27 protein-coding genes are annotated in these 24,197 nt (G+C 67.4%); 15 read left to right on the forward strand and 12 right to left on the reverse strand.

The window, feature by feature from the left end:
- Positions 1 to 172: 172 nt before the first annotated feature.
- Together ABD767_RS16125 and pyrE are read right to left on the reverse strand one after the other, a co-directional pair.
- Positions 173 to 859 (reverse strand): DUF4124 domain-containing protein, encoded by a 687-nt coding sequence (locus ABD767_RS16125; protein ID WP_103045817.1) that lies wholly within the window; start codon positions 857 to 859, stop codon positions 173 to 175.
- Positions 860 to 881: 22 nt separating this feature from the next.
- Positions 882 to 1,583: an orotate phosphoribosyltransferase gene (pyrE, locus tag ABD767_RS16130; RefSeq protein WP_103045816.1), complete on the reverse strand. Its 702-nt coding sequence runs from the start codon at positions 1,581 to 1,583 to the stop codon at positions 882 to 884.
- On the opposite strand from pyrE, the gene ABD767_RS16135 reads away from it, so the two are divergent.
- Complete coding sequence (locus ABD767_RS16135; RefSeq protein ID WP_103045815.1) at positions 1,582 to 2,397, forward strand: exodeoxyribonuclease III; 816 nt, start codon at positions 1,582 to 1,584, stop codon at positions 2,395 to 2,397. The two genes, pyrE and ABD767_RS16135, sit on opposite strands and share 2 nt — an antisense overlap.
- Positions 2,398 to 2,446: 49 nt before the next feature.
- Positions 2,447 to 3,058, forward strand: coding sequence for a LysE family transporter (locus tag ABD767_RS16140; protein WP_103045814.1), 612 nt, complete (start codon positions 2,447 to 2,449; stop codon positions 3,056 to 3,058).
- Positions 3,059 to 3,085: 27 nt separating this feature from the next.
- Here the strand turns inward: ABD767_RS16140 and lldD are convergent, their stop codons facing one another.
- The 3 genes from lldD to lldP are packed head-to-tail and all read right to left on the reverse strand — an operon-like array spanning position 3,086 to position 6,718.
- The gene (lldD, locus tag ABD767_RS16145; RefSeq protein WP_103045813.1) at positions 3,086 to 4,225 is read right to left on the reverse strand and encodes an FMN-dependent L-lactate dehydrogenase LldD; all 1,140 of its coding nucleotides are present in this window, start codon (positions 4,223 to 4,225) and stop codon (positions 3,086 to 3,088) included.
- Positions 4,222 to 5,025, reverse strand: coding sequence for a transcriptional regulator LldR (gene lldR, locus ABD767_RS16150; protein ID WP_103045812.1), 804 nt, complete (start codon positions 5,023 to 5,025; stop codon positions 4,222 to 4,224). Before lldR ends, lldD begins: the two co-directional genes overlap by 4 nt.
- 19 nt (positions 5,026 to 5,044) lie before the next feature.
- Positions 5,045 to 6,718, reverse strand: coding sequence for an L-lactate permease (lldP, locus tag ABD767_RS16155; protein ID WP_103045811.1), 1,674 nt, complete (start codon positions 6,716 to 6,718; stop codon positions 5,045 to 5,047).
- A gap of 408 nt (positions 6,719 to 7,126) precedes the next feature.
- Here lldP and ABD767_RS16160 point away from each other — a divergent pair, with 408 nt between their 5' ends.
- Positions 7,127 to 7,573, forward strand: a complete 447-nt coding sequence (locus ABD767_RS16160; RefSeq protein WP_103045810.1) for a rhodanese-like domain-containing protein — start codon at positions 7,127 to 7,129, stop codon at positions 7,571 to 7,573.
- A 20-nt stretch (positions 7,574 to 7,593) separates the two neighbouring features.
- Positions 7,594 to 9,234, forward strand: coding sequence for a methyl-accepting chemotaxis protein (locus tag ABD767_RS16165; protein WP_146031492.1), 1,641 nt, complete (start codon positions 7,594 to 7,596; stop codon positions 9,232 to 9,234).
- On the opposite strand, the gene ABD767_RS16170 is transcribed toward ABD767_RS16165, so the two are convergent.
- The 7 genes from ABD767_RS16170 to ABD767_RS16200 all read right to left on the reverse strand — a co-directional run bounded on the left by ABD767_RS16170 (position 9,203) and on the right by ABD767_RS16200 (position 14,063).
- Positions 9,203 to 9,964, reverse strand: a complete 762-nt coding sequence (locus ABD767_RS16170) for a class II glutamine amidotransferase (RefSeq protein WP_103045809.1) — start codon at positions 9,962 to 9,964, stop codon at positions 9,203 to 9,205. The genes ABD767_RS16165 and ABD767_RS16170 overlap by 32 nt on opposite strands.
- 3 nt (positions 9,965 to 9,967) lie before the next feature.
- Positions 9,968 to 10,762, reverse strand: a complete 795-nt coding sequence (locus ABD767_RS16175) for a DUF169 domain-containing protein (RefSeq protein ID WP_103045808.1) — start codon at positions 10,760 to 10,762, stop codon at positions 9,968 to 9,970.
- A gap of 13 nt (positions 10,763 to 10,775) precedes the next feature.
- A complete protein-coding gene (locus tag ABD767_RS16180) occupies positions 10,776 to 10,964 on the reverse strand; it encodes a 4-oxalocrotonate tautomerase (RefSeq protein WP_103045807.1) in 189 nt (62 codons plus the stop codon).
- A complete protein-coding gene (locus ABD767_RS16185) occupies positions 10,940 to 11,194 on the reverse strand; it encodes a cysteine-rich CWC family protein (RefSeq protein ID WP_103045818.1) in 255 nt (84 codons plus the stop codon). The genes ABD767_RS16180 and ABD767_RS16185 overlap by 25 nt, the downstream gene beginning before the upstream one ends.
- A gap of 93 nt (positions 11,195 to 11,287) precedes the next feature.
- The gene (locus ABD767_RS16190; protein WP_103045806.1) at positions 11,288 to 12,268 is read right to left on the reverse strand and encodes a tripartite tricarboxylate transporter substrate-binding protein; all 981 of its coding nucleotides are present in this window, start codon (positions 12,266 to 12,268) and stop codon (positions 11,288 to 11,290) included.
- A 31-nt stretch (positions 12,269 to 12,299) separates the two neighbouring features.
- Positions 12,300 to 12,680 (reverse strand): AtuA-related protein, encoded by a 381-nt coding sequence (locus ABD767_RS16195; RefSeq protein ID WP_103045805.1) that lies wholly within the window; start codon positions 12,678 to 12,680, stop codon positions 12,300 to 12,302.
- A 3-nt stretch (positions 12,681 to 12,683) separates the two neighbouring features.
- Positions 12,684 to 14,063 (reverse strand): acyclic terpene utilization AtuA family protein, encoded by a 1,380-nt coding sequence (locus ABD767_RS16200; RefSeq protein ID WP_103045804.1) that lies wholly within the window; start codon positions 14,061 to 14,063, stop codon positions 12,684 to 12,686.
- 80 nt (positions 14,064 to 14,143) lie between these two features.
- On the opposite strand from ABD767_RS16200, the gene ABD767_RS16205 reads away from it, so the two are divergent.
- The 11 genes from ABD767_RS16205 to ABD767_RS16255 form a co-directional block, all read left to right on the forward strand.
- Positions 14,144 to 15,037 (forward strand): LysR substrate-binding domain-containing protein, encoded by an 894-nt coding sequence (locus ABD767_RS16205; protein WP_103045803.1) that lies wholly within the window; start codon positions 14,144 to 14,146, stop codon positions 15,035 to 15,037.
- Between the two features lie 218 nt (positions 15,038 to 15,255).
- Positions 15,256 to 16,467, forward strand: coding sequence for a DUF3391 domain-containing protein (locus ABD767_RS16210; RefSeq protein WP_103045802.1), 1,212 nt, complete (start codon positions 15,256 to 15,258; stop codon positions 16,465 to 16,467).
- Between the two features lie 74 nt (positions 16,468 to 16,541).
- Positions 16,542 to 16,970 (forward strand): HemJ family protein, encoded by a 429-nt coding sequence (locus ABD767_RS16215; protein WP_103045801.1) that lies wholly within the window; start codon positions 16,542 to 16,544, stop codon positions 16,968 to 16,970.
- Between the two features lie 18 nt (positions 16,971 to 16,988).
- The gene (locus ABD767_RS16220) at positions 16,989 to 18,086 is read left to right on the forward strand and encodes a VanZ family protein (protein WP_103045800.1); all 1,098 of its coding nucleotides are present in this window, start codon (positions 16,989 to 16,991) and stop codon (positions 18,084 to 18,086) included.
- A 174-nt stretch (positions 18,087 to 18,260) separates the two neighbouring features.
- Positions 18,261 to 18,611 (forward strand): 2Fe-2S ferredoxin, encoded by a 351-nt coding sequence (locus ABD767_RS16225; protein WP_103046564.1) that lies wholly within the window; start codon positions 18,261 to 18,263, stop codon positions 18,609 to 18,611.
- Between the two features lie 60 nt (positions 18,612 to 18,671).
- Entirely contained in the window at positions 18,672 to 19,316 is a 645-nt protein-coding gene (locus ABD767_RS16230) for an alpha/beta fold hydrolase (protein ID WP_103046563.1), read from the forward strand.
- Positions 19,317 to 19,464: 148 nt separating this feature from the next.
- Positions 19,465 to 20,571: a D-alanyl-D-alanine carboxypeptidase family protein gene (locus tag ABD767_RS16235; RefSeq protein WP_344869948.1), complete on the forward strand. Its 1,107-nt coding sequence runs from the start codon at positions 19,465 to 19,467 to the stop codon at positions 20,569 to 20,571.
- 131 nt (positions 20,572 to 20,702) lie between these two features.
- Entirely contained in the window at positions 20,703 to 21,080 is a 378-nt protein-coding gene (gene rpsL / locus ABD767_RS16240; protein WP_103046561.1) for a 30S ribosomal protein S12, read from the forward strand.
- A 162-nt stretch (positions 21,081 to 21,242) separates the two neighbouring features.
- On the forward strand, positions 21,243 to 21,716 hold the full coding sequence (gene rpsG / locus ABD767_RS16245) for a 30S ribosomal protein S7 (protein ID WP_103046560.1): 474 nt from the start codon (positions 21,243 to 21,245) through the stop codon (positions 21,714 to 21,716).
- 84 nt (positions 21,717 to 21,800) lie between these two features.
- On the forward strand, positions 21,801 to 23,909 hold the full coding sequence (gene fusA, locus ABD767_RS16250; RefSeq protein WP_103046559.1) for an elongation factor G: 2,109 nt from the start codon (positions 21,801 to 21,803) through the stop codon (positions 23,907 to 23,909).
- Positions 23,910 to 24,070: 161 nt separating this feature from the next.
- Positions 24,071 to 24,197: GTP-binding protein (locus ABD767_RS16255; RefSeq protein WP_344869949.1), on the forward strand; the 127-nt coding region annotated here is incomplete at its 3' end.

A 24,197-nucleotide genomic window follows, 5' to 3' on the forward strand; every position in this document is an offset into this window, starting at 1 on the left:
AGGTACGTTTGCAGCAGCATCGGCTATCAATGGCCAATTCGGCCAGTTCAGTTCATCAGCCCCGTACTGTACAAACCAAACAGCCAAGGCCCAGAAGGGTCTTGGCTTAACTTACCGGCATTGCTCCCACGGGAGCCCTTGTTCATTGGAGAAGCGGAAAGGGCGGGGCAGATCAGCGCCCGCTACCTTCGGTTGGTGATGCCGGCTCGCCGCTGCGCTCGGCCCACAGGCGGCGCAGCTCGGCCAGCTCGGCGTCGAAGCGCTCGTTGATGCGCTGCTTCTCCTGCTCCTGCGTGGCGATGAAACGCTGCTGCTCGGCGGTGTCGCGGTCGTTGTCGGCGTAGGCGCGGCGCAGTTTGTCGGGCGCCTGCGTCAGGCCGTCCGGGTAGAACTCCAGCTCGCTGTCGAGCTTGCGGCGCTCGGCGCGCAGCTGCGTGATGCGGCGCGTTGCCACCTCGATCACCGCATTGACCTGCTCCAGCGCCGACTGGCGTTCCTGCTGGTGCGCCAGCGCGTCGGGGTAGCGCGCGACCAGCACGCGCTCGCGGTGGCGCTGCTCGGCCAGGCGCGCCAGCTCGCGGGCGCGTTCGCGCTGCTGGCGCTCGCGCTCGGCGCGCTCGTTCTCGGTCAGCGTCGGGCCGATGCGCCTGCGTTCGGTGCCGGTGTGGTCGAGTACGCGCTGCTCGCGGTCGGCGCATTCGGCGATCGGGCGGTCGGAGGTGATGCGCCGGCCGTGGCGGTCGGTGCAGGTGTAGACCTCGTTGCCGCGCTGCGCCGGCTGGGGCCAGGCCAGCGCCGGGCACAGCAGCGCCAGTGTCAGCGCCATGGTGCCCGCCTTGCCCGTCGTGCCTCCTCGCATGCCTTGTCTCTGCTTTCGTGTTTCAGTCTTCCACGCCGTAGCGCTGGCGATAGGCCAGCACGCGTGCGTGGTGTTCGCTCATCTGCTGGCCGCCTTCGCTGGCCGACAGGTACTGTAGCAAGTCGGCAAGGCGGGCAATCGCACAGACCTGCATGCCCAGCGTGCCGCGCACGTACTGCACCGCGCTGTGGTCGACGTCGCGGCCGTTCTCGGTCGCCTTTTCCTGGCGATCCAGCGCAATCGCCATTGCGTGCGGCGTGGCGCCGGCGGCGCGGATCAGCGCAATCGACTCGCGCGCGGCGGTGCCGGCGCTCATCACGTCGTCGATGATCAGCACGCGGCCCGCCAGGGGCGCACCCACCAGCGTGCCGCCCTCGCCGTGATCCTTGGCTTCCTTGCGGTTGTAGGCAAACGGCACGTTGTGGCCCAGGCGCGCCAGCTCGACGGCGACGGTGGCCGCCAGCGGAATGCCCTTGTAGGCGGGGCCGAAGACCATGTCGAAGGCAATGCCGCTGGCCAGCAGCGCCTGTGCATAGAATTGCGCCAGCCGCCCCAGCTTGGCGCCATCGTCGAACAGCCCGGCATTGAAGAAATACGGGCTCATGCGCCCGGCCTTGGTCTTGAACTCACCAAAACGCAGCACGCCGGCCTGTACCGCGAAGCGGACGAAGTCCTGCGCCAGTGCGCCTTGTGCGCCGCCTGCCTGCACTGCCTGATCACCCATGGGAAATTCCTCTTTTCGTCTGACTACGCTCAACCTCAACGGCATCCGCTCGGCGACCAGCAAAGGCGTCGAGGCCTGGATTGCCGCACACCGGCCGGATTGTATTTGCGTGCAGGAGCTCAAGGCCCAGGCCTCCGACCTTGCGGGGCGCTTCGAGCAGCTGGCCGGCCTGCAGGGCTATTTCCACTTTGCCGAGAAGAAGGGCTATTCGGGCGTCGGCGTCTACACCCGCCAGGAGCCCAGCGACGTGATCGTCGGCCTGGGCGACGCCGAGTTCGATGCCGAGGGGCGCTATGTCGAGCTGCGCTTTGACACGCCCACGCGCAAGCGCTCGATCATCAGCGCCTACTTTCCCAGCGGCAGTTCGGGCGACGAGCGCCAGCAGGCCAAGTACCGCTTTCTCGACCTGGTTCACCCGCACCTGCTGGCGCTGGTGGCCCAGCGCGACTTCATCCTGTGCGGCGACATCAACATCGCCCACCAGCAGATCGACCTGAAGAACTGGCGCGGCAACCAGAAGAACAGCGGCTTTCTGCCCGAGGAGCGCGCCTGGATGACGCAGTTGCTGGGCCCGCGCGAGGCGGGCGGCGGCCTGGTCGACGTCTACCGCAGCCTGCACCCGGACACCACCGGCGAGGCCTACACCTGGTGGAGCAACCGCGGCCAGGCCTATGCCAACAACGTCGGGTGGCGGCTGGACTACCACCTGGCAACGCCCGCGCTGGCCGAGCTGGCGCGCCGGGCGCAGGTCTACAAGGACGAGAAGTTCAGCGACCATGCGCCGCTGACCATCGACTACGCCTTCGCGGCGTGAGCGCAGGCAGCCCGCGCGCCGCCGCACCGTTTGCCAAGGAGCTCTACGCATGGCGCTGCAAACCTGGTTGCTGTATCTGGCCGCCTGCGTCGGCCTGTCGCTGTCGCCCGGGCCCAATGGGCTGCTGGCGCTGACGCACGGCGCGCTGTACGGGCGTGCACGCACGCTGTACACGATTGCCGGTGGCGCGCTGGGCTTTGTCGTGGTCATCGGCCTGTCGCTGTTCGGCATTGGCGCGCTGATCAAGGCGTCGCTCGTGTGGCTGGCGCTGCTCAAGTGGGCCGGCGGCGCCTACCTGGTGTGGCTGGGCTGGCAGCTGTGGCGCGCGCCGGCGCTCGACCTGGACCTGCACGCGGACGCCGTGCAGCGCAGCGGCGCACAGCTGCTGCGCCAGGGCGCGCTGTCGGCGCTGGCCAATCCCAAGGCGGTGTTGTTCTTCAGCGCGTTTTTGCCGCATTTCATCGACCCGCAGCGCAGCCTGGCGTGGCAGTTCGCGCTGCTGGCGGCCACCTTCGTCGCCACCGAGGTGGCGACCGAGTTCGTGCTGGCCAGCGCCGCGCAGCGCGTGCGCCGCTGGCTGGCGCGCGTGGGCCGGGGCTTCAACCGCGTGTGCGGCGGGCTGTTCATGGCCCTGGGGACGGCGCTGGCGCTGCGCGATTGAACACCGCCGCACGCCGCGAGGGGTGGGTCAGGCCTCGCGCACCAGCATGTCGCCGGTGATGTCGGCCACCTTGGCGACGCTGGTCAGCGTCATCGCCACGCGCATTTCCTTCTCCAGCAACTCCAGCAGGTGCTTGACACCTGCCTCGCCGGCGGCGGCCAGCGCGTAGATGTAGGCGCGGCCGATCATGGTGCAGTCCGCGCCCAGGGCCAGCGCGCGCACCACGTCCAGGCCGTTGCGCACGCCCGAGTCGGCCAGAATCTTGATCTGGCCTTTCACGGCGTCGGCAATCGCCGGCAGCGCGCGCGCCGAGGACAGCACGCCGTCGAGCTGACGCCCGCCGTGGTTGGAGACGATGATGCCGTCGGCGCCAAAGCGCACCGCGTCACGGGCGTCCTCGGGATCGAGAATGCCCTTGATGACCATCGCGCCCTTCCAGAAGGTGCGGATCCACTCCAGATCCTTCCACGAGATCGACGGGTCGAAGTTGGCGCCCAGGTAGCCCATGTAGTCCTCCAGCCCCGTGGGACTGCCACGGTAGGTGGAGATGTTGCCCAGGTCGTGCGGGCGCCCGAGCAGGCCCACGTCCAGCGCCCAGCGCGGGTGCGTGACCGCCTGCAGATAGCGGCGCATTGCGGCGTTGGGGCCGCTCATGCCCGAGTGCGCGTCGCGGTAGCGCGCGCCGGGCACCGGCATGTCGACGGTGAACACCAGCGTGCTGCAGCCGGCGGCCTGGGCGCGTTCGAGCACGTTCTGCATGAAGCCGCGGTCTTTCAGCACGTAGAGCTGGAACCACATCGGGCGGCGGATTGTGGGCACCACCTCCTCGATCGGGCAGACCGAGACGCTGGACATGGTGAACGGCACGCCGAACTGGTCGGCCGCGCGTGCGGCCTGCACCTCGCCGCGGCGGCGGTACATGCCGGTGAGGCCGACGGGCGACAGCGCCACCGGAATGGACAGTTTCTCGCCGAACAGTTCGATGCTGGTGTCGAGCTGGCTCATGTTCTTGAGCACGCGCTGGCGCAGCGCCACGGCGGCCAGGTCGTCGACGTTGCGCCTGAGCGTCTGCTCGGCGTAGGCGCCGCCGTCGATGTAGTGAAACAGAAAGGGCGGCAGGAATTGCTGCGCCGCCTTGCGGTAGTCGGCGCTGGAGGAAATGATCATGGTGTGGACTCTTGTCGGGTCGATTCGGGAAGGTGGGCGGGCGCCAGCGCGGGCTCGTGGTGCAGGCGCTGGGCGCGCTCGCGCCGGGCCAGGTCTTCGTCCAGGCGCTGGATGCTGGCGTGCACGTAGTCCAGGTGCGCGGCAATGCACTGGCGCGCGCGCGTCGCGTCGCCGTCGTCGATGGCCTGCATCAGCGCGGCGTGCTGCTCGGTCAGCGCATGCTGCGTGGACGGCGCGCTCAGGCGGAACATCGCGCTGCGGTTGCGCTCGACGGTGGACAGCACGACGCTGAACAGGCTGTGCATGACCTGCACCAGCACCAGGTTGTGCGAGGCCTCGGCGATCGCCAGGTGAAACTGCGCGTCGGCGCGCGCGGCCTGCTCGGCGTCGCCGTCCTGCTGGTGGCGCAGCATGATGTCGAACTGCTGGCGGATGCGGGCCTTGTCCTCGGGCGTGGCGCGCTGGGCGGCCAGCGCAGCGGTGCTCGCCTCCAGCGCCTGGCGCGCCTCCAGCACGTCGTAGCGGTAGTGCGGGTCGGCGTTCATCAGGCCGACCAGCGGGGCGACCGCACCCTGCAGCCACTGGGCCGTGGCCGGTGCCTGCAGGTAGGTGCCGTCGCCGCGGCGCGCCGCCAGCACGCCCTGGCTGATGAGCTTCTGGATGGCCTCGCGCACCGAGGTGCGCGACACGCCCAGCTGCTCGGCCAGCCGGCGCTCGGCGGGCAGGCGCTGGCCGGGGCGCAGCTGCAGCGTCTGCACCAGCGTCAGCAGCTTGTCGAGCACGTGGTCGGCCAGGCGCATGGCGGGCTCTCCGTTGCTGTCAGTGACCCGGAATCATCCAGGGGAACACGTGGGCCTGCAGCGTCGTGATGATGCCGATGATGGCCGCGAACGCCAGGCTGTGCTTGACCGTGAAGCGGAACAGGTCGGACTCCTTGCCCGCCAGGCCGACGGCCGCGCAGGCAATCGCGATCGACTGCGGCGAGATCATCTTGCCGGTCACGCCGCCTGTGGTATTGGCGGCCACGGTGAGTACCTCGGGCAGGCCCAGCTGGTGCGCGGTAGTGGCCTGCAGCGCGGCGAACAGGGCGTTGGCAGAAGTGTCCGAGCCGGTCAGGAACACGCCGATCCAGCCCAGGAAGGGCGAGAAGAAAGTGAACGCCTGGCCGGTGTGCGCCAGCGCCAGGGCCAGCGTGGCCGACAGGCCCGAGTAGTTGGCGATGAAGGCGAACGCCAGCACCATGCCGATGGAGTAGATCGGCACGGCCAGCTCCTTGAAGGTCTCGCCCAGCGTGGCGACGGCCTTGGCCGGCGACAGGCGCGTGAGCACGACGGTGATGATGGCCGCGATCAGGATGGCCGTGCCGGTGGCCAGCAGCCAGTTGAAGGTATAGACCGCACCATAGGGCACAGCGGAGGCCACCACGGGGGGCATCTTCTCGACCAGGTTGTGCAGCGCGGGCACGGGGATGTTGATGATGGTGGGCGCCAGCGGGCCGCCGGCGGCGAACAGCGCCTTGAACGGCTTGATGCTCCAGATCGTCACCATGATGGTCAGGATGATGAAGGGCGACCACGCGCCGATGATGGCGCCCGCGGTCAGGCGCTGCTGCGGTGCGGCGGCTTGCGGATCGGCGGGGTGGCTGGCGTTGGCGTTTTCGAAGCGGAAGACGTGGCGCGGCTTCCAGACCTTCAGGAAGGCGGTCAGCGCGATCAGCGAGACGATGGACGAGGTGATGTCCGGCAGCTCCGGCCCGATGTGGTTGGCCGTCAGGTACTGCGTCACCGCGAAGCTGCCGCCGCCGACGAGCACTGCAGGCCAGGTCTCGCGCACGCCGCGCCAGCCGTCCATGATGGCCATCAGCCAGAACAGCACGACGATGGTCATGAACGGCAGCTGGCGCCCGGCCATCTGGCCGACGACGAAGGGGTCGATGCCCGACACCTGGCCGGCGACGATGATCGGGATGCCCATCGCGCCAAACGCCACAGGTGCGGTGTTGGCGATCAGGCACAGGCCGGCCGCGTACAGCGGCTTGAAGCCCAGGCCGACGAGCAGCGCCGCGGTGATGGCCACCGGCGCGCCAAAGCCGGCCGCGCCCTCCAGGAAGGCGCCGAAGCAAAAGCCCACCAGGATGAGCTGCAGGCGCTGGTCGGGCGTCACGGTCAGGATGGACGAGCGGATCACGTCGAACTGCCCCGTCTTGACCGAAATCTTGTACAGGAACACCGCGGCCACGATGATCCAGGCGATTGGCCACAGGCCGTAGAAGAAGCCATAGACCGCGGACGCCAGCGCCGCGCTCAGCGGCATCTTGAAGAACACCAGCGCGACGGCCAGTGCCAGCACCACCGTGATGGTGCCGGCCAGCCAGCCCTTCAGACGCAGCTTGGTCAGCGCCAGGAAGAAAAAGATGATGGGAATGAGTGCGACCAGCGCCGAGAGCCAGATGTTGCCGGCGGGGTCGTAGTTCTGCTGCCAGAGGGTTTGCATGGCTTGTGAGTCGATCAGGAGTCTGGGCGCGTGGCCCGGGCGTCCGCTCCGCCACTGGTGTCGGATCCGTGGTGGGCGGTGGACTTCCGCATGCGGGAACAATGGTCCAACCAACTCAGACCAATTTTGCGGGGTGCGGCGATTTTCGGAGATATGTTGCTTGTAATGCCTAGGGTAAATACCTAAAACATTGAAAATATTTGCCTTATTGGTATTACCAATGTGCTTTAAAGGTCTTGAGATTCGTCAAAACGTCGGCGCATGAAGCGCTGGCCGAGCGGCCGGGCGTCACGGCTTCTGCACGATAGGTAATTTCGGCAAGACCCTGCGGACGGCCGATGAAGCTTGCTTTTCGTTTCTTTTTGTTTCAGCATCTGACCTATTCAATGTTTTGCAAGGGAGATCGCGATGCTCAAACGTAAATGGATGCAATGGATGGCGGCTGCCATCTTCACCGTGGGCCTGCCGGCATGGGCGGCGCAAACGCCGGCGACGCTCGACGGCGTCAAGGTGGTGAACGCGGCGGAGGCGCAAAAACTGCAAAGCGCCGGCTCGTTGCTGGTGGACACGCGGGTTGCGGCCGAATACGCGGAAAAAACGATCAAGGGCGCAAAAAGCGTCCCCTACCGTGAGAAAAGCGCCAAAAGCGCTGACTTCGACGCCAGCCAGGACAAGTTCGACCTGAGCAAGCTGCCGGCCGACAAGGGCGCGAGCATCGTGTTCTTCTGCAACGCCGGCGAGTGCTGGAAGAGCTACAAGGCGTCGGTAGCGGCGCACGGGGCTGGCTATACCAATTTGCACTGGCTGCGTGGCGGCCTGCCGGAGTGGGTGGCCCAAGGCCTGCCGACGCAATAACGCAACAGGGGAGAGCGGGCGTGCAGCTGACCATCAAAGGGCGTCTGTGGCTGCTGGCGGGGCTGGCCGTGGCCGCGGTAGCGCTGCTGTCGGCCCTGTTCTTCAAGGCCAACCGCACCAACGAGGCGGCGCTGCAGGCGCTGTACAGCGAAGCCAACGTCACGCAGCAGCAGTTGCAGCGCATCGACGTGCTGCTGCTGGAGCTGCGCTTTCGCGCCGCGGCGGTGCTGCTCGACCAGTTGCCGGTGCAGGGTTCGCTCAATCACCTGCGGGAGGCGCGCCAGGAGCTGGACGGTGCCTGGGCGATCGTGCAGCCGCTGCTGCAGAACGCATGGGGTGCCGGGCAGGAGCCGGCCCACGCCAGCGTGCAGGCTTTGTCGCAGCACTGGCAGGTGGTGCATGCAACGCTGCAAAGACTTGAGCAGGGCTACCAGTCCAAGGACGAGGACGCGCTGACCGACGTGCTTGAAAGCGACTGGGCCGCGCTCATCCAGGGCGTGGTCAAGCCGTTGCAGCAACTCATTCCGCTGACGCAGGAGCGCGCCCAGGCAACGTACGACCAGGCACGCAGCGCCAGTGCGCGCATGCTGGCGCTGGGGGTCGCCGGCGGCGGCCTGTGCCTGCTGGTGCTCGTTGCTGTGGCCATCTGGACCATGCGCGCAATCCTTCAGCCGCTGGCCGGCGTGCAGCGTGCGCTGCGGCTGGTCGCCGATGGCGATCTGGCGGCAGTGGTGGTGCCGCCCCGGCGCCGCGACGAGCTGGGGCCGATGGTCGACGCGCTGCGCGACATGCGCCAGAAGCTGACGCAGCTGGTCTCGCAGGTGCGCGATGCTGCGCAGAACATCGGTCTTGCCAGCGTCGAGGTGGCGCAGGGCCACGCCGACCTGAGCGAGCGCACCGAGCAGACGGCATCCAGCCTGCAGCAGACCGCCGCCAGCATGGAGGAGCTGGCGGGCTCCGTCGGCCAGTCCGCGGGCACGGCGCAACAGGTGCGCCAACAGGTGGGCGACACGGCGGACGTCGCGCAACGCGGCGGCCAGGTGGTGGAGCAGGTGGTGCAGACCATGCAGGACATCACCGAGGCATCGCGGCGCATTGCCGACATCATCTCCGTCATCGACGCGATTGCATTCCAGACCAACATCCTGGCGCTCAATGCGGCCGTCGAGGCAGCGCGGGCCGGCGAGGCGGGACGGGGGTTTGCCGTCGTCGCCTCCGAGGTGCGTGCGCTGGCCGGCCGCAGTGCCGAGGCGGCACGCGAGATCAAGCGCCTGATCGAGCACAGTGCCGGCAGCGTGCAGGCCGGCGAACGCCTGGTGCAGCAGGCGGGGCAGACCATGGGTGAAGTGGTCGGCTCGGTGCAGCGGGTGGTGCAGTCGGTGGGAGAAATCACCGTCGGCGCGACCGAGCAGGCCACCAGCATCTCCCAGGTCAATGTGGCGGTCGGGCAGCTCGACCAGATGACGCAGCAAAACGCCGCGCTGGTCGAGCAGTCGACGGCGGCGGCCGTTCAGCTCAAGGAGCAGGCGCAGTGGCTCAATCAGGTGATGGCCATGTTCCGCCTGGATGCGCAGGCCGTCGTGCCGGCCGATGAATCCACCGCGCCTGTCCTGCTGACGGCCGGCCGGCCTACACGCGAACGCCGTCGACGAACACCTTGAGCTCGCCGCTGTGAAAAGCGGTCCAGGCCTCGTCGCAGGTCAGCGGCGCGGTGGCGATCACGGCCACGCGGTCGTTGGGTGTGGTGCAGGCGGCAAAGTCGATGGCCAGGTCTTCGTCGGCCAGGCGCGCGCGCGAGAACGGGTGGCGCCGCTCGATGTAGTGCAGCTGTGTGGTGGCGTGCCCCCACAGCGCCTGGCCGCTGGAGAGCAGGAAGTTGAAGGTGCCGTGCGGCGCGATGCGCGCGGCCAGCTCGCGCAGCGTCAGCGTCAGCTCGGCCACCGGCGGCATGCCGGCGTGCGATTTGGACAGCTCCTGCATCAGCCAGCAGAAGACGTGCTCGCTGTCGGTCGTGCCCACGGGGTGGAAGTGCGCATGCAGGCGCGGGCGGAAGTCCTTCAGGTCGCCGTTGTGCGCGAACACCCAGTAGCGCCCCCACAGCTCGCGCACGAAGGGGTGGCAGTTCTCCAGCGTCACCAGTCCCTGCGTGGCCTTGCGGATGTGCGAGATGACGTTGCGGCTCTTGATCGGGTAGCGCCGGATCAGCTCGGCCACGGGCGAGTCGACCGCGCGCTCATGGTCGACGAAGTGGCGCAGCCCCTTGCCCTCGAAGAAGGCGATGCCCCAGCCGTCGGTATGGTCGGCCGTGTGGCCGGCGCGCTGTGCGAAGCCGGTGAAGCTGAAGGTCACGTCGGTGGGGGTGTTGGCGTTCATGCCCAGCAGCTGGCACATCGCTCACACCTTTTTCCCGCCGTAGCTGCGCGCCATGCCGGCGCGCACGTCCATCTGCACGCCATAGGGCGGTATCGGGTAGCGCATGCCGTTGCGCGCCAGCTGCTCGACGCCGGCGACGGCCTTGGCCAGGTCGGCGGGCGAGAGCGCCAGCAGCAGCTCGTCGTCGGCCACGCCGCCGTAGCGCCGCTCGGGAAAGCAGGGGATGGACAGGCTGGGCTCGCCCGTGGCCAGCGCCCGGCCCCAGGAGTCGGCGCAGGCCGACTCGCCCACCGCGCCCCATTCGAGCTTGCGGTAGCCCGACCACTGCAGGCCGTTGATCAGCAAAATCATTTGCGCCGGGTTGGCGTAGACCAGCACGATGTTGGGCGCGGGCAGGCGGCCGCTGGCCAGCGGCGAGGCCGCCATGGCCTGCCAGCGGCCGTAGGGCGCGCAGGTCATGGCCTGCTGATGGGCGGCCGAGTCCTCTTGTGTTGCAAACCACACGCCGGCCATCGGCTCGCCGCGCAGCCATTCCTCGCTGCGTGGCGACAGGCCCAGAACGGCCGAGCACTGCGGGCCGACCAGATCGTCGGCGGTGATGCCCACCGTGAAGCCCAGGCGCGCCGCCTGGCCGACGATCTGGTCGGCCGTGTGCACCATGCCCTGCGGGCGGCGCAGGCGCTCTATGGCTTGCATGTCGTCTGCGTGGGCAAACATCTGCATCGCCACTGGTGGGGTTTTCAGGCGCAGCAGGCGCAGCAGCGCGTCGGCCAGCGCGGCGCCGTCGATGGCGGTGGGAGCGGGAGCTTCGTGCATGGTGGGCACCCGGCTACCTGCGGTCCAGCCAGAGCTTGCCGCCCGTGGCCCAGTTCTCGCGCTTGACGTCGGTGATCAAGATGTCGACCGACTCGGGCGAGCCGCCCAGCACCTCGACGGTGATGCGCGTGATCTCCTCGGCCAGCTTGCGTTTTTGCTCGACGGTGCGGCCTTCCATCATTTCGATGTGGTAAGTGGGCATGGGGTGTCCTGTCTCGTGGTGTCGTCTTTGCCGTCGATGATAGTGGCCTGCGCACAGCGCGGGCAGATGCACGCCAGGCCGCGCTGCGCGTGAGGCACCCGCGCCAGCGCCGCGCGCGAGATGGGCGCGTCCATGCACCAGCAGTGCTGTGCCGCGCCTGCCGCGGCCATGGCACAGGCGTTGGGCTGGTGGCATAGGGGACAGAGAGTGGCTTCAGGATTGACGGGCATGGTGGGCAGTGTAGGTGTGCCCGGCAACGCCAACGGCGCCCGCAGGCGCCGTTGCTCAAACTGCCGGTCAGGCCGGCCGCCTGCCCTGCGAGCTCATTCGGGCGTGATGCCCGCCTTCTGGATGACGTCGCCCCACTTCTTCGTCTCCTCGGCCTGGAACTGCGCCAGCTCCTGCGGCGTCGTGGTCCAGGGCTCGGAGCCGGAGTTGGCGAAGAAGGTCTTGGCGGCCGGGCTGTTGACCGCGTTGACCAGCAGCTTGTTCAGCGTCTCGACGACGGGTGCGGGCGTTCCTGCGGGTGCCCAGGCGGCAAACCAGTAGCCCATGTCGTAGCCGGGCACGCCGGCCTCGGCAATCGTCGGCACGTCGGGCAGCATGGAGCTGCGGGTCGCCGTGGAATAGCCGAGCGCGCGCAGCTTGCCCGCCTTGATCTGCGGAATGCCGGTGGAGACGTCGGTGATCATCAGGTCGATCTGGCCGCCCAGCAGGTCGGTGATGGCCAGCGGGTTGCTTTTGTACGGAACATGCAGCAGATCAATGTGGCCCAGCTGCTTGAGCAGCTCGCCGGCAACGCGGCTCGACGAGCTGCCGCTGCCGAAGCTGAGCTTGTCGGGGTTGGCCTTGGCGAAGGCCAGCAGGTCGGCGACCGACTTGAAGGGCGACTTCTCGGGCACGACCAGCACCTGGCCCCCCTTGCCCAGGCCGGCCAGCGGTGCAAAGTCCGCCACCGGGTCGTAGGACAGTTTTTTGTACAAATGCTCATTGGCGGCGTGGGTGGTGTTGGTGGAGATCAGCACCGTGTAGCCGTCGGGTTTTGCCTTGGCCACCGCCTGGGCGGCAATCATGCCGCTGGCGCCGGCGCGGTTTTCCACGACGACGGGCTGCCTGGTCTGCTCGGTGACCGACTGGCCCAGTGCGCGGGCGAGCTGGTCGGTCGCGCTGCCGGCCGCGAACGGGACGACGAAGGTGATCGGCTTGTCCGGGAAGGCGTTTTGCGCGATGGCGGACTGGCCGAAGGCCAGGCTCAGAGCGGCGGCGGCAATCAGGCTGCGGCGGCTGAAGTGGATGGTTGGCATGGATGTCTCCTTGTGTCGTGGATGGGGGGGTTCAGGCGTTCGGCCCCACCAGGTGGGCGGTGAGGTGCGCCGGTACGGAAATCGGCATCTGCAGGACGCGGAAGCACAGCGTCTTGCCGTGGCTGTCGAGGTTGAGCGCATCGTTGACGCCGCCGTCGAGCACATCGTCGAGCACCAGGTTCATTGCGTGCAATCGCGGCAGCAGGTGGCGCGTGACGCGGGAGGGGTGGCGGTCGTCGAACAGCGTGCGCACCGCGTCTTCGGTCACCTGTGCGCACAGCAGACCCCACAGCGCCGGGTGCCAGGCAATGACGCTGATGTTGGAGCGGTTGCCCTTGTCGCCCGTGCGCCCGTGCGCCAGGCGGTACAGCGGCACGGTGGCCATGGCGGAGTCGGAGGATGGATGCGTCATGGCTCAGTCCTGTGAAAGCTCGGCCCAGGCAAAGCCTGTCGGTATCTGCGTCTGGGGCACCAGGCAGGACACCATGCCCAGGCGCTGGCGCATGTGGGTGCGCACGCCACCGCCGCCGGCCGGGCCGCAGCAGTACAGCGCGTTGATCTCCTGCGTCAGCCGGGCGGCGGTGTCGTGGTCGGCGTGCTGCCAGGCCATGCGCAGGCGGATGTCATGGCTGGCGCCGGCAAGCTCTGCGTGCTGCAGCCAGTCGCTGGTGTCGTTGCCCCAGACGCTGGACAGGCCGATCAGGTCGGTGCGCAGCGGCGCGATCGCCCCCAGGCGCTGCGCAATCGTCTGGCCGGCAAGCCTGGCGCGCTCGGCGGCGCGCGGCCCGGCATATGAGATCTCGCCCTCGGCAAACCAGCCGGCCTCAAAGCAGACGTTGACCTTGTAGTCCTGCGGGCGCGGGTGGCCGGTCACGCCCTGCAGGCGCACCCGGTCGGACGCCAGCTGCACCACCTCGGCCTGGGTGATGTCGGCGACGACGTCGGGCGTCAGGTATTGCGCGGGATCGTGGATCTCGTACAGCAGCTGCTCCTTGACCGTGGCCGTGGAGATGCAGCCGCCGCTGCCCTCGGGTTTGAAGATGGTGCAGTCGCCGTCGGCGTCGATCTGCGCGATCGGGTAGCCCAGGCGGTCCATGCCCGGCACGTTCTTGTAGCCAGGGTCGGCGAAGTAGCCGCCCGACACCTGCGAGCCGCACTCCAGCAGGTGGCCGGCCATGGTGGCGCGCGCCAGGCGATCCCAGTCGTTCCAGCCCCAGCCGTAGTGCGCCATGGCAGGGCCGACGACCAGCGACGGGTCGGCTACCCGCCCGCAGACGACGATGTCGGCGCCCGCCGCCAGCGCCTGGGCGATCGGCCGCGCGCCGATGTAGGCGTTGGCGCTGACCAGTGGCCTGTCGGGCATGCGATCGTCCAGCGCCTGGATGAGCAGCGCGCGCTGCTGCGGCGCGTTGATGTCGTCGCCGTGCACGACGGCGATGCGCGGCGTGCGCAGGCCCAGCGTGCGCGCAAGGCCCGCGATGGCGCGCGCCGCGCCTTGCGGGTTGGCGGCGCCAAAGTTGCTGACGATGCGGATGTGGTGCGCCAGGCAGTCGGCCAGCACCGGGCGCAGCAGATCGAGAAGCAGGGGCTCATAGCCGGCGTCGGCGTTCTTGCGGCGCGCCAGCTGGGCCAGCGCCAGCGTGCGCTCGGCCAGGGTCTCGAAGATCAGCACCGCGGGCAGCGCGCGGCGGATCAGCTCCTGCACCACCGGGCCGGCGGCGTCGATCCGGTCGCCCGAAAAGCCGGCGCCAGAGCCGACGAGCAGGGGTTGGGGCGGGGTGTCGTGCGCGGTCATGGTCGTCTCCTGGGGCCACTATAGAAACGGCTGTACGATCTGTGAAATCGATTGTTTGAATAGATTGATCTGTAATTCAAATGGATATCTCGCGGCGCGACATCCAGGCTTTTCTGGCATTGGCCGACCAGCGCAACTTCACCCGGGCAGCCGACCAGTGCCATCTGTCGCAGCCGGCCTTCAGCGCGCTGATTCGGGCGCTGGAGAACGTCGTCGGCCTGAGGCTGTTCGACCGCAGCACGCGCCACGTCGTGCTGACGCCCGAGGGCGAGCGCTTTCTGCCGCTGGCCGAGCGCCTGGCGCAGGAGTTCGCCGCCTGCGAAAAAGCCATGGCCAGCACCGCGCAGCTGGCGCAGGGCCACGTGGCCGTGGCCCTGCTGCCCTCGCTGGCGGCGGGCTGGCTGCCAGCAGTGCTCAAGCGCTTTCTGGAAAAACACCCCGGCGTGCGAATCGACGTGCTGGACGTGCTGTCCGAGCCCTGCATAGAGGCCGTGGCCAAGGGCGATGCCGAACTGGCGCTGGCCGCCATGCGCGCCGATGCGCCCGACCTGGTGACCGAGCCGTTCTGCAGCGACGGCTTTCACCTGGTCTGCCGCCAGGATCATCCGTTGACCGCGCTGCCCCGGGTGGACATGCAGGATCTGGCGCAATGGCCTTTTGTGCATCTGGCGCGCCACAGCAGCGTGCGCCAGTACCTGGATGCGGCGTTTTTCCCACAAACCATGCGCACCCTGGTCGAGGTCGAGCAGTTGGCGACCGTGATGGGGCTGGTGCAGGCGGGGCTTGGCATCAGCGTCGTGCCTGCGCTGACGCTGTTTCACTTCGACCGGCCGGGCCTGGCGACGCGGCCGCTGTCGCTGCCGGGCATGGATCGGCAAATCTACCTGGTGCGCCGGCGCGGGCGCAGCCTGTCGGTGGCGGCACAGGCCTTGTACCGCCTGATGAGGCGGATGCGGCCGGCGCTGCCGACGTGACTGCGGCCAGCGAAATTGCCGTGCAGCCACTTTCCGTAGAATGGAGCGCTCTATGCTCTGTGTATAGGGAAATTCGATGCTGATGCGGAGGTCGGCGCTGTCTTTGGAGAGCGCCTCGGGTCGCCATCCAGGCACAAGCCCCGTCTGGCAACAGGCGGGGTTTTTGTCATGGCCGGCCGGGCCATTCCCAAGCCCGGCCGCAGCAGGGTGGGGTGGGCATGCAGAAGAAAATTGCGGTAAGCGAGTTGCGCCTGGGGATGTATCTCCATGCGCTGTGTGGCTCCTGGCTGGAGCATCCGTTCTGGCGCAGCGGCTTTGTGCTGGAGGATCCGCAGGATCTGGCCAGCCTGCGCCAGACGACGATTCGCGAGGTCTGGATCGACACGGCCAAGGGACTGGACGTGGCGGACGGCGGGGGCGATGCGCCGGCGCCAGCGGCGGTGCCACCTGCGGGCGCTCAGGCGTTGCCGCGCCCCATCAGCCTGCAGGAGGAGTTCGTGCGGGCGCGGCAGATCTGCCAGCAGTCCAAGCAGGCCGTCATCTCGATGTTCAACGAGGCGCGCATGGGGCGTGCGGTCAACGCCGAGACGGCCGGTGCGCTGGTGCAGGACATCACCGCGTCGGTCACGCGCAGCCCCGGCGCCATCATCAGCCTGGCGCGGCTGAAGACGGCCGACGACTACACCTATATGCATTCGGTGGCCGTCAGCGCCCTGATGGTCGCGCTGGCGCGCCAACTGCAGTTCAGCGAGGCGCTGGTGCAGCAGGCGGGCATGGCGGGCCTGTTGCACGACCTGGGCAAGGCGGCGCTGCCCATGGAGGTGCTCAACAAGCCGGGCAAGCTCACCGACGAGGAATTCGCCATCGTCAAAAGCCACCCGGTGCACGGCCACCGGATGCTCCAGGGCAACGCCGACCTGCCCGGCGCGGTGCTCGACGCCTGCCTGCATCACCATGAAAAGCTCGATGGCACCGGCTACCCTGACCGGCTGGCCGGCGAGAAGATCCGCCCGATCGCGCGCATGACAGCCATTTGCGACATTTATGACGCCATCACCTCCAACCGCCCGTACAAGAGCGGCTGGGATCCGGCGGAGTCGCTGCGTCGCATGGCCGAGTGGACTGGCGGGCACCTGGATGCGACGTATTTCCACGCTTTCGTCAAAAGCATGGGCATCTTCCCGATCGGCTCGCTGGTGCGCCTGGCGTCGGGGCGCCTGGGCGTGGTGGTGCAGCAATCGAAGACGCTGACCGCGCCGGTCGTCAAGGTGTTTTTCTCGACCAAGTCCGACCTGCGCATTCCGCCCGAGGAGATCGACCTGGCGGCAAAGCATTGCAGTGACCGCATCGTCGGGCGCGAAGACCCGGCGCACTGGAATTTCCCCGACCTGGACGCGCTGTGGTCGGGCTTTGACAAGCAGCCCTGGTAGGGCGCGCGGCGGGCTGGCCCGCGGCTGTCGCGGGGTTGCCCGGCGGTGGGCCGCTGCCGTCATACACTGCCCGGATGCTCTGGGTCAAAGCCTTTCACATCGTCTTCATCGCCAGCTGGTTTGCCGGCCTTTTCTATCTTCCGCGCATCTTCGTCAACCTGGCCATGGTCACGCCGGGGTCGGTGGCCGAGCGCCAGCGCCTGCTTTTGATGGCGCGCAAGCTCCTGCGCTTCACCACCTTGCTGGCGGTGCCGGCCATCGCGCTGGGGCTGTGGCTGTGGCTGGGCTACGGCATCGGCCAGGGGCCTGGCAACGGCTGGCTGCACGCCAAGCTGGCGCTGGTGGTGCTCACCGTGGCCTACCACGCGTACTGTGCGCGGCTGCTGCGCCAGCTGCAGGCTGGCAGCAGCCGCCACGGCCATACCTGGTTTCGCTGGTTCAACGAGATTCCCGTGCTGCTGCTGGTGGCCGTGGTGGTTCTGGTCGTCGTCAAGCCTTTTTGACCGCGTTGTCGCGCCCCGATGCACAAGACCGCGGCCTGGCCCCTGGCGCTGCTCTATGCGGCGCTGATTCTGTTCGCCAGCTGGTTCCCATTCGAAGGCTGGCGTGTGCAGGGGGTGTCGCCCTGGGCCTTTCTGTTCGACCGCGTGCCGCCCCCGTACTGGACCTGGTTCGACGTGGTCTCCAACCTGCTGGGCTATGCGCCGCTGGGCTTTCTGCTGGCGCTGGCCTGGCTGCGCTCGGGCAGCGGGCGCCATGCGGTGCCCGTGGCCACGGCGCTGGGAGCGCTGCTGTCGCTGTCGGCGGAATTTGGCCAGATCTACTTGCCCCAGCGCGTGCCGTCCAACCTGGACTGGCTGCTCAACACGGCCGGCGCCGGCATTGGCGCGCTGTTGGCCGCGCTGTTGGAGCGCCTGGGCGCGCTGGCGCGCTGGAGCCGCTTTCGCCAGCAGTGGTTCGTGCCCCATGCGCGCGGGGCGCTGGTGCTGCTGGCGCTGTGGCCGTGGGCGCTGCTGTTTCCAGCGGCGCTGCCGCTGGGACTGGGGCAGGTGGTGCAGCGGCTGGAGGCGGCGCTCACGCAGCTGTTGCAGGACACGCCTTTTCTCGCCTGGATGCCGGTGCGCCACGCACCGCTGCAGCCGCTGGCGCCGGCGGGTGAGATGCTGGCCGTGGCGCTGGGCATGCTGCTGCCCTGCCTGCTGCTGTATTCGGTGGTGCGCAGCCCCTGGCGCCGGGCGGTGCTGGCGCTGTCGGCCGCGGTGCTGGGGTTTTTCTGCATGACGCTGTCGACCGTGCTCAGCTACGGCCCGGCCCATGCGCTGCAGTGGCTGAGCACCGCCTCGCGCGCCGGCCTGCTGCTGGGCGTGCTGGCTGCACTGGCCATGGCGGGGCTGCGCCGGCGGCTGTGCACCGCGCTGCTGCTGGTCGCGCTGCTGTGGCACTTGGCGCTGCTCAACCAGGCGCCGACCAGCGCGTATTTCTCGCAAACGCTTCAAGCTTGGGAGCAGGGGCGCTTCATTCGTTTTTATGGGTTGGGGCAGTGGCTGGGCTGGCTCTGGCCCTATGGGGTGCTGGTCTATGCGGTGGCGCGGCTGTCGCGCCGCGAGGCGCAATCCTAGGAGTCTGTCGGACTTGGAAATCGTCGGCTGCAAATCGACCGCAGCGGCTCATTTTTTACCGTCTTTTTGCCCAATAGCTCGGCTATTGGGCTGCAAATCCGGCAAAAACTGTGCTCGCTGGGGCCGATTCTCGCTTTCGACGCTCCAAGTCCGACAGCCTCCTAGAATCCCCGCATGAGTGAAATGACGCCGACCCCGCCGCAGTACTACCAGCGGCACATCTTCTTCTGCATCAACCAGCGAACCAACGGCGAGAACTGCTGCGCCGACCACGGTGCGCAGGAGGCTTTTGCGCACTGCAAGGCACTGGTCAAGCAGCGCGGCCTGGCCGGGCCGGGCAAGATCCGGGTGAACAAGTCCGGCTGCCTCGATCGCTGCGCCGCGGGACCGGTGGCGGTCGTCTACCCCGAGGGCGTGTGGTACAGCTATGTCGACCTGCAGGACATCGAGGAGATCGTCGAGTCGCACCTGGTGCGCGGGCAGATCGTCGAGCGCCTGCTGGCGCCGCCGGAACTTGGCCGATGAGCACGACTCTGTAACCTGCTTGACGAACCATCTCCTCACAACCGGCGAAGGCATTGACACATGGGCGCATTGATTGAACGCCAGCTGATTGCTGGCCCCGTGGGCGCCATCGAGACCCTGTACAACGGCGCGCGCCTGGCCGAGGGCGAGGCGCAGCGCGGCGTGGCCGTCATTGCCCACCCGCATCCGCTGTTCCAGGGAACGATGGACAACAAGGTGGTGCACACGCTGGCGCGTGCCTTCGTCGCGTGCGGCTGGAGCGCGGTGCGCTTCAACTTCCGCGGCGTGGGCGCCACCGAGGGCGTGCACGACGAGGGGCGCGGCGAGCTCGACGACATGCTGGCGGTGATCGAGCGTTTTGCTGCAAAAGGGCCTTTGGCACTGGCCGGGTTCTCGTTTGGCTCTTTTGTTGCCAGCCACGCGTTGGAGCGCCTGTGGCAGGCGCAGCGCGCGGTCGAGCGCGTCGTGCTGGTGGGCACCGCGGCCAGCCGCTTCACGGTGGCGCAGGTGCCGGCGCTGGCGCAGCTGCGCACGCTGGTCGTCCATGGCGAGGCCGACGACGTCGTGCCGCTGGCCAGCGTGATGGACTGGGCGCGGCCGCAGACACTCCCTGTTACGGTTATTCCCGCGGCCGGACATTTCTTCCACGGACAATTGCCGTTGCTCAAGGATCTGGTCGAGCGCCACGTGCGCAGCGTGACCTGATCGCACGCGAGCAATGGCCGTGCGTGGCCTTGCGCCGCAGCCGCGGCAATTTTTTCTTCTCTTCCTGGTGTTTCCCGTGACTGTTTCCCGTTCTCCGTTTGCCCTGGCATGGCGCCGCGCTCTGTGCGCCGCGTTGCTCGCTCCCTCCATGCTGTGGGCGCAAAGCATTCCTCAGCCGCCTGAAATCGCGGCGCGCAACTACCTGCTGATGGACGTGAGCTCGGGCCAGGTGCTGGCCACCAAGGACATCGATGCGCCGGTGGAGCAGGCGTCGCTGACCAAGCTGATGACCGGCTACCTGGTGTTCGACGCGCTGCGCGCCAAGAAGATCAGCCTGGAGCAGCGCCTGCCGGTCAGCGAACTGGCCTGGAAGATGCCCGGCTCGCGCATGTTCATCGACCCCAAGATGCAGGTGCCGGTCGACGACCTGATCAAGGGCATGATCGTGCAGTCGGGCAACGACGCCACCATGGCGCTGGCCGAGGGCGTGGGCGGTACTGCCGAGAATTTCGTGCGCCTGATGAACGAGCAGGCCAAGGCGTTCGGCATGACCGGAACGCACTACAAGAACCCCGAAGGCCTGACCGAGCCCGGCCACACGACGACGGCGCGCGACCTGGCCGTGCTGGCCACGCGCCTGATGCAAGACTTTCCCGAGTACATGCACTACTACTCGATCAAGCAGTACCGCTACGAGGGCACGCCCAAGTCCAACAGCAACAACCGCAACACACTGCTGTTTCGCGACCCGACGGTCGACGGCCTGAAGACCGGCCACACCGCGGCGGCCGGCTACTGCCTAGTGGCCACGGCGCAGCGCGAATTCCCGCAGGCGGGCCAGCGCCGCCTGCTGTCCATCATGCTGGGCGCCGCCAGCGAGAACGCCCGCGCCAACGAAAGCCAGAAGCTGCTGAACTGGGGCTACACCGCGTTCGATGGCGTCAAGCTGTTCGACGCCGGCCAGCCCGCCGCGACGCCGGAGATCTGGAAAGGGGCCAAGGGCAAGCTCAAGATCGGCAGTGAAAAGCCGATCGTCGTGACCATTCCCTCGGGCAGCGGCGGCAAGATCGCCACCGAGATCGTGCGCCAGGATCCCTTGATCGCACCCTTCACCAAGGGCCAGACCGTCGGCACGCTGAAGGTGACGCTGGAGGGCGAGGTGCTGGCGCAGGTGCCGCTGCAGGCGCTGGAGAGCGTGGAGCAGGCGGGGCTGCTGGGGCGCGCCTGGGACGGCATCCGGCTGTGGATCAAATGAATTTGAGCGAGAGTGCGCGCATGTTCCGAAGGCTGCTTGCTTGATTCTTGAACAATTGATAGACTAGAGGGCTTTTCGGAATTTCCGAAGGGTTTCACGTTTTCGATATTTCACGTTAGGGACATTATTTAATGCCAACCATCAACCAACTCGTGCGCCAGGGCCGCGCGGTCGAAGTTGTCAAATCCAAAAGCCCTGCCATGGAGAACTGCCCCCAGCGCCGCGGCGTGTGCACCCGCGTGTACACCACGACGCCCAAGAAGCCGAACTCCGCGCTGCGCAAGGTCGCCAAGGTGCGCCTGACCAATGGTTTCGAGGTCATCTCCTACATCGGCGGTGAAGGCCACAACCTGCAAGAGCACTCCGTCGTGCTGGTGCGCGGCGGCCGTGTCAAGGACTTGCCGGGTGTGCGCTACCACATCGTGCGTGGCTCGCTCGACCTGCAAGGCGTCAAGGATCGCAAGCAGTCGCGCTCCAAGTACGGCGCCAAGAAGCCCAAGGCCAAGTAAGCCCTGCGGTTTGAATTTTCGGTGCTGCCATGCCGCGTGGCGCGGTGCGCAGCGTAGTGACCCCAGGCCGATGTCGTGCCAGGGTCGAGTAAGTGGGAGTCCTGAGTTTGGCTCTCGCGGTGCCTGAGATGGTGCCAACTGAAGCAAAGATAGAGGTGAAAAATGCCACGTCGTCGCGAAGTCCCCAAACGTGAAATCCTGCCGGATCCCAAGTTCGGCAACGTAGAGCTGTCCAAATTCATGAACGTGATCATGGAAGGCGGCAAGAAGGCGGTTGCAGAGCGCATCATCTACGGCGCACTCGATCTGATCGAGAAGAGGCAACCGGAAAAGAGCGCCATCGAGGTGTTCGTCACGGCCATCAACAACGTCAAGCCCATGGTCGAGGTGAAGTCACGCCGGGTGGGTGGCGCCAACTACCAGGTGCCCGTCGAAGTGCGTCCCGTGCGCCGTCTGGCGCTGTCGATGCGCTGGATCAAGGAAGCCGCGCGCAAGCGCAGCGAGAAGTCCATGGCGCAGCGCCTGGCCAACGAGCTGGTGGAAGCCACCGAAGGCCGTGGCGGCGCGATGAAGCGCCGTGACGAGGTGCACCGCATGGCCGAGGCCAACAAGGCGTTCAGCCACTTCCGCTTCTAAGCTCCGACCCCTCCTCCAGAAGGCTGGAGCCCGTTCGCCTGCGGCTGGCGTTCGGGCTCTTGACCGTTAACGAAAGGTCCCATCATGGCCCGCAAAACCCCTCTTGAGCGCTACCGCAACATCGGTATCTCGGCCCACATCGACGCTGGCAAGACCACCACGTCCGAGCGCATCCTGTTCTACACCGGCGTGACCCACAAGCTGGGCGAGGTGCACGACGGCGCCGCCACGACCGACTGGATGGAGCAGGAGCAGGAGCGCGGCATCACCATCACCTCCTCGGCAGTCACCTGCTTCTGGAAGGGCATGGATTTGTCGCGCCCCGAGCACCGCATCAACATCATCGACACCCCCGGCCACGTGGACTTCACCATCGAGGTGGAGCGTTCCATGCGCGTGCTCGACGGCGCCGTCATGGTGTACTGCGCCGTGGGCGGCGTGCAGCCCCAGTCCGAGACCGTGTGGCGCCAGGCCAACAAGCACAAGGTGCCGCGCCTGGCCTTCGTCAACAAGATGGACCGCACCGGCGCCAATTTCTTCAAGGTCTATGACCAGATGAAGCTGCGCCTGAACGCCCACCCGGTGCCCGTGGTGGTGCCGATCGGTGCCGAGGATCATTTCCAGGGCGTGGTCGATCTGCTGAAGATGAAGGCCATCATCTGGGACGAGGCCAGCCAGGGCATGAAGTTCGAGTACGCCGAGATCCCGGTCGACCTGGTCGAGACCTGCAACAAGTGGCGCGAGAACATGGTCGAGTCGGCTGCCGAGGCATCGGAAGAGCTGATGAACAAGTACCTGGAAGACGGTGACCTGTCCGAGGCCGACATCATTGCCGGCATCCGCCAGCGCACCATCGCCACCGAGATCCAGCCCATGCTGTGCGGCTCGGCCTTCAAGAACAAGGGCGTGCAGCGCATGCTGGACGCGGTGCTGGACTTCCTGCCCGCGCCTACCGACATTCCCGACGTGGCCGGTACCGACCCCGACGACGAGGAAAAGCACCTGACGCGCAAGCCCAGGGACGACGAGAAGTTCTCGGCGCTGGCGTTCAAGCTGATGACCGACCCCTTCGTCGGCCAGCTGACCTTCATCCGCGTGTATTCGGGCGTGCTCTCCAAGGGCGACACCGTCTACAACGCTGCCAAGGGCAAAAAAGAGCGCATCGGCCGCATCGTGCAGATGCACGCCAACGAACGCCAGGAAATCGACGAGCTGCGTGCCGGCGACATCGCCGCCTGCGTGGGCCTGAAGGAAGTGACCACCGGTGACACGCTGTGTGACCTGGACGCGCACATCATGCTCGAGCGCATGGTGTTCCCCGAGCCCGTGATCGCACAGGCAGTCGAGCCCAAGTCCAAGGCCGACCAGGAGAAGATGGGCATCGCCCTGTCGCGCCTGGCCGCCGAAGACCCGTCCTTCCGCGTGCGCACCGACGAAGAGTCGGGCCAGACCATCATCGCCGGCATGGGCGAGCTGCACCTGGACATCATCGTCGACCGCATGAAGCGCGAATTCGGCGTCGAGGCCAACGTCGGCAAGCCCCAGGTGGCCTACCGCGAAACCATCCGCAACACCGTCAAGGACGTGGACGGCAAGTTCGTGCGCCAGTCGGGCGGCAAGGGCCAGTACGGCCACGTGGTGTTCCGCCTGGAGCCCAATGAGCCGGGCAAGGGCTTTGAGTTCCTCGACGAGATCAAGGGCGGCGTGGTGCCGCGCGAGTACATCCCCGCGGTGCAAAAGGGCGTGGAAGAAGCGCTGACCAGCGGCGTGCTGGCCGGCTACCCGGTGGTCGACGTCAAGGTCGCGCTGACCTTCGGCTCCTACCACGACGTGGACTCGTCCGAGCAGGCGTTCAAGATGGCCGCCATCTTCGGTTTCAAGGAGGCCGCCCGCAAGGCCAACCCCGTCATCCTCGAGCCCATGATGGCCGTGGAGGTCGAGACGCCCGAGGACTACGCCGGCACGGTGATGGGCGACCTGTCCAGCCGCCGCGGCATGGTGCAGGGCATGGACGACATGGTCGGCGGTGGCAAGGCCATCAAGGCCGAGGTGCCGCTGTCCGAGATGTTCGGCTACGCCACGCAGCTGCGCTCGATGACGCAGGGCCGCGCCACGTACACGATGGAGTTCAAGCACTACGCCGAAGCTCCGCGCAACGTGGCCGAAGCCATCGTCGCCGCCCGCGCGAAGTAAGCAAACCGGCGCTGGCGGCGGGCCCCGTGGCCTGCCGCCAGCGCCTGCAGATTTCTGCAATCTGCGACCCGGTGCCCTGCCGTTGCCCTGTGCGGCAGGAGCCAGCAACCGGGTGCAGACGTTAAATCCCCACACAGGCATTGCTCTTTTGGAGTTTGAAAATGGCAAAAGGTAAGTTTGAGCGCACCAAGCCCCACGTCAACGTGGGCACGATCGGTCACGTCGACCACGGCAAGACCACGCTGACCGCAGCGATCGCCACCGTGCTGGCCAAGAAGTTCGGCGGCG

The sequence above is a fragment of the Comamonas faecalis genome (genome assembly GCF_039538025.1).
Lineage (GTDB): Bacteria > Pseudomonadota > Gammaproteobacteria > Burkholderiales > Burkholderiaceae_C > Comamonas_C > Comamonas_C faecalis.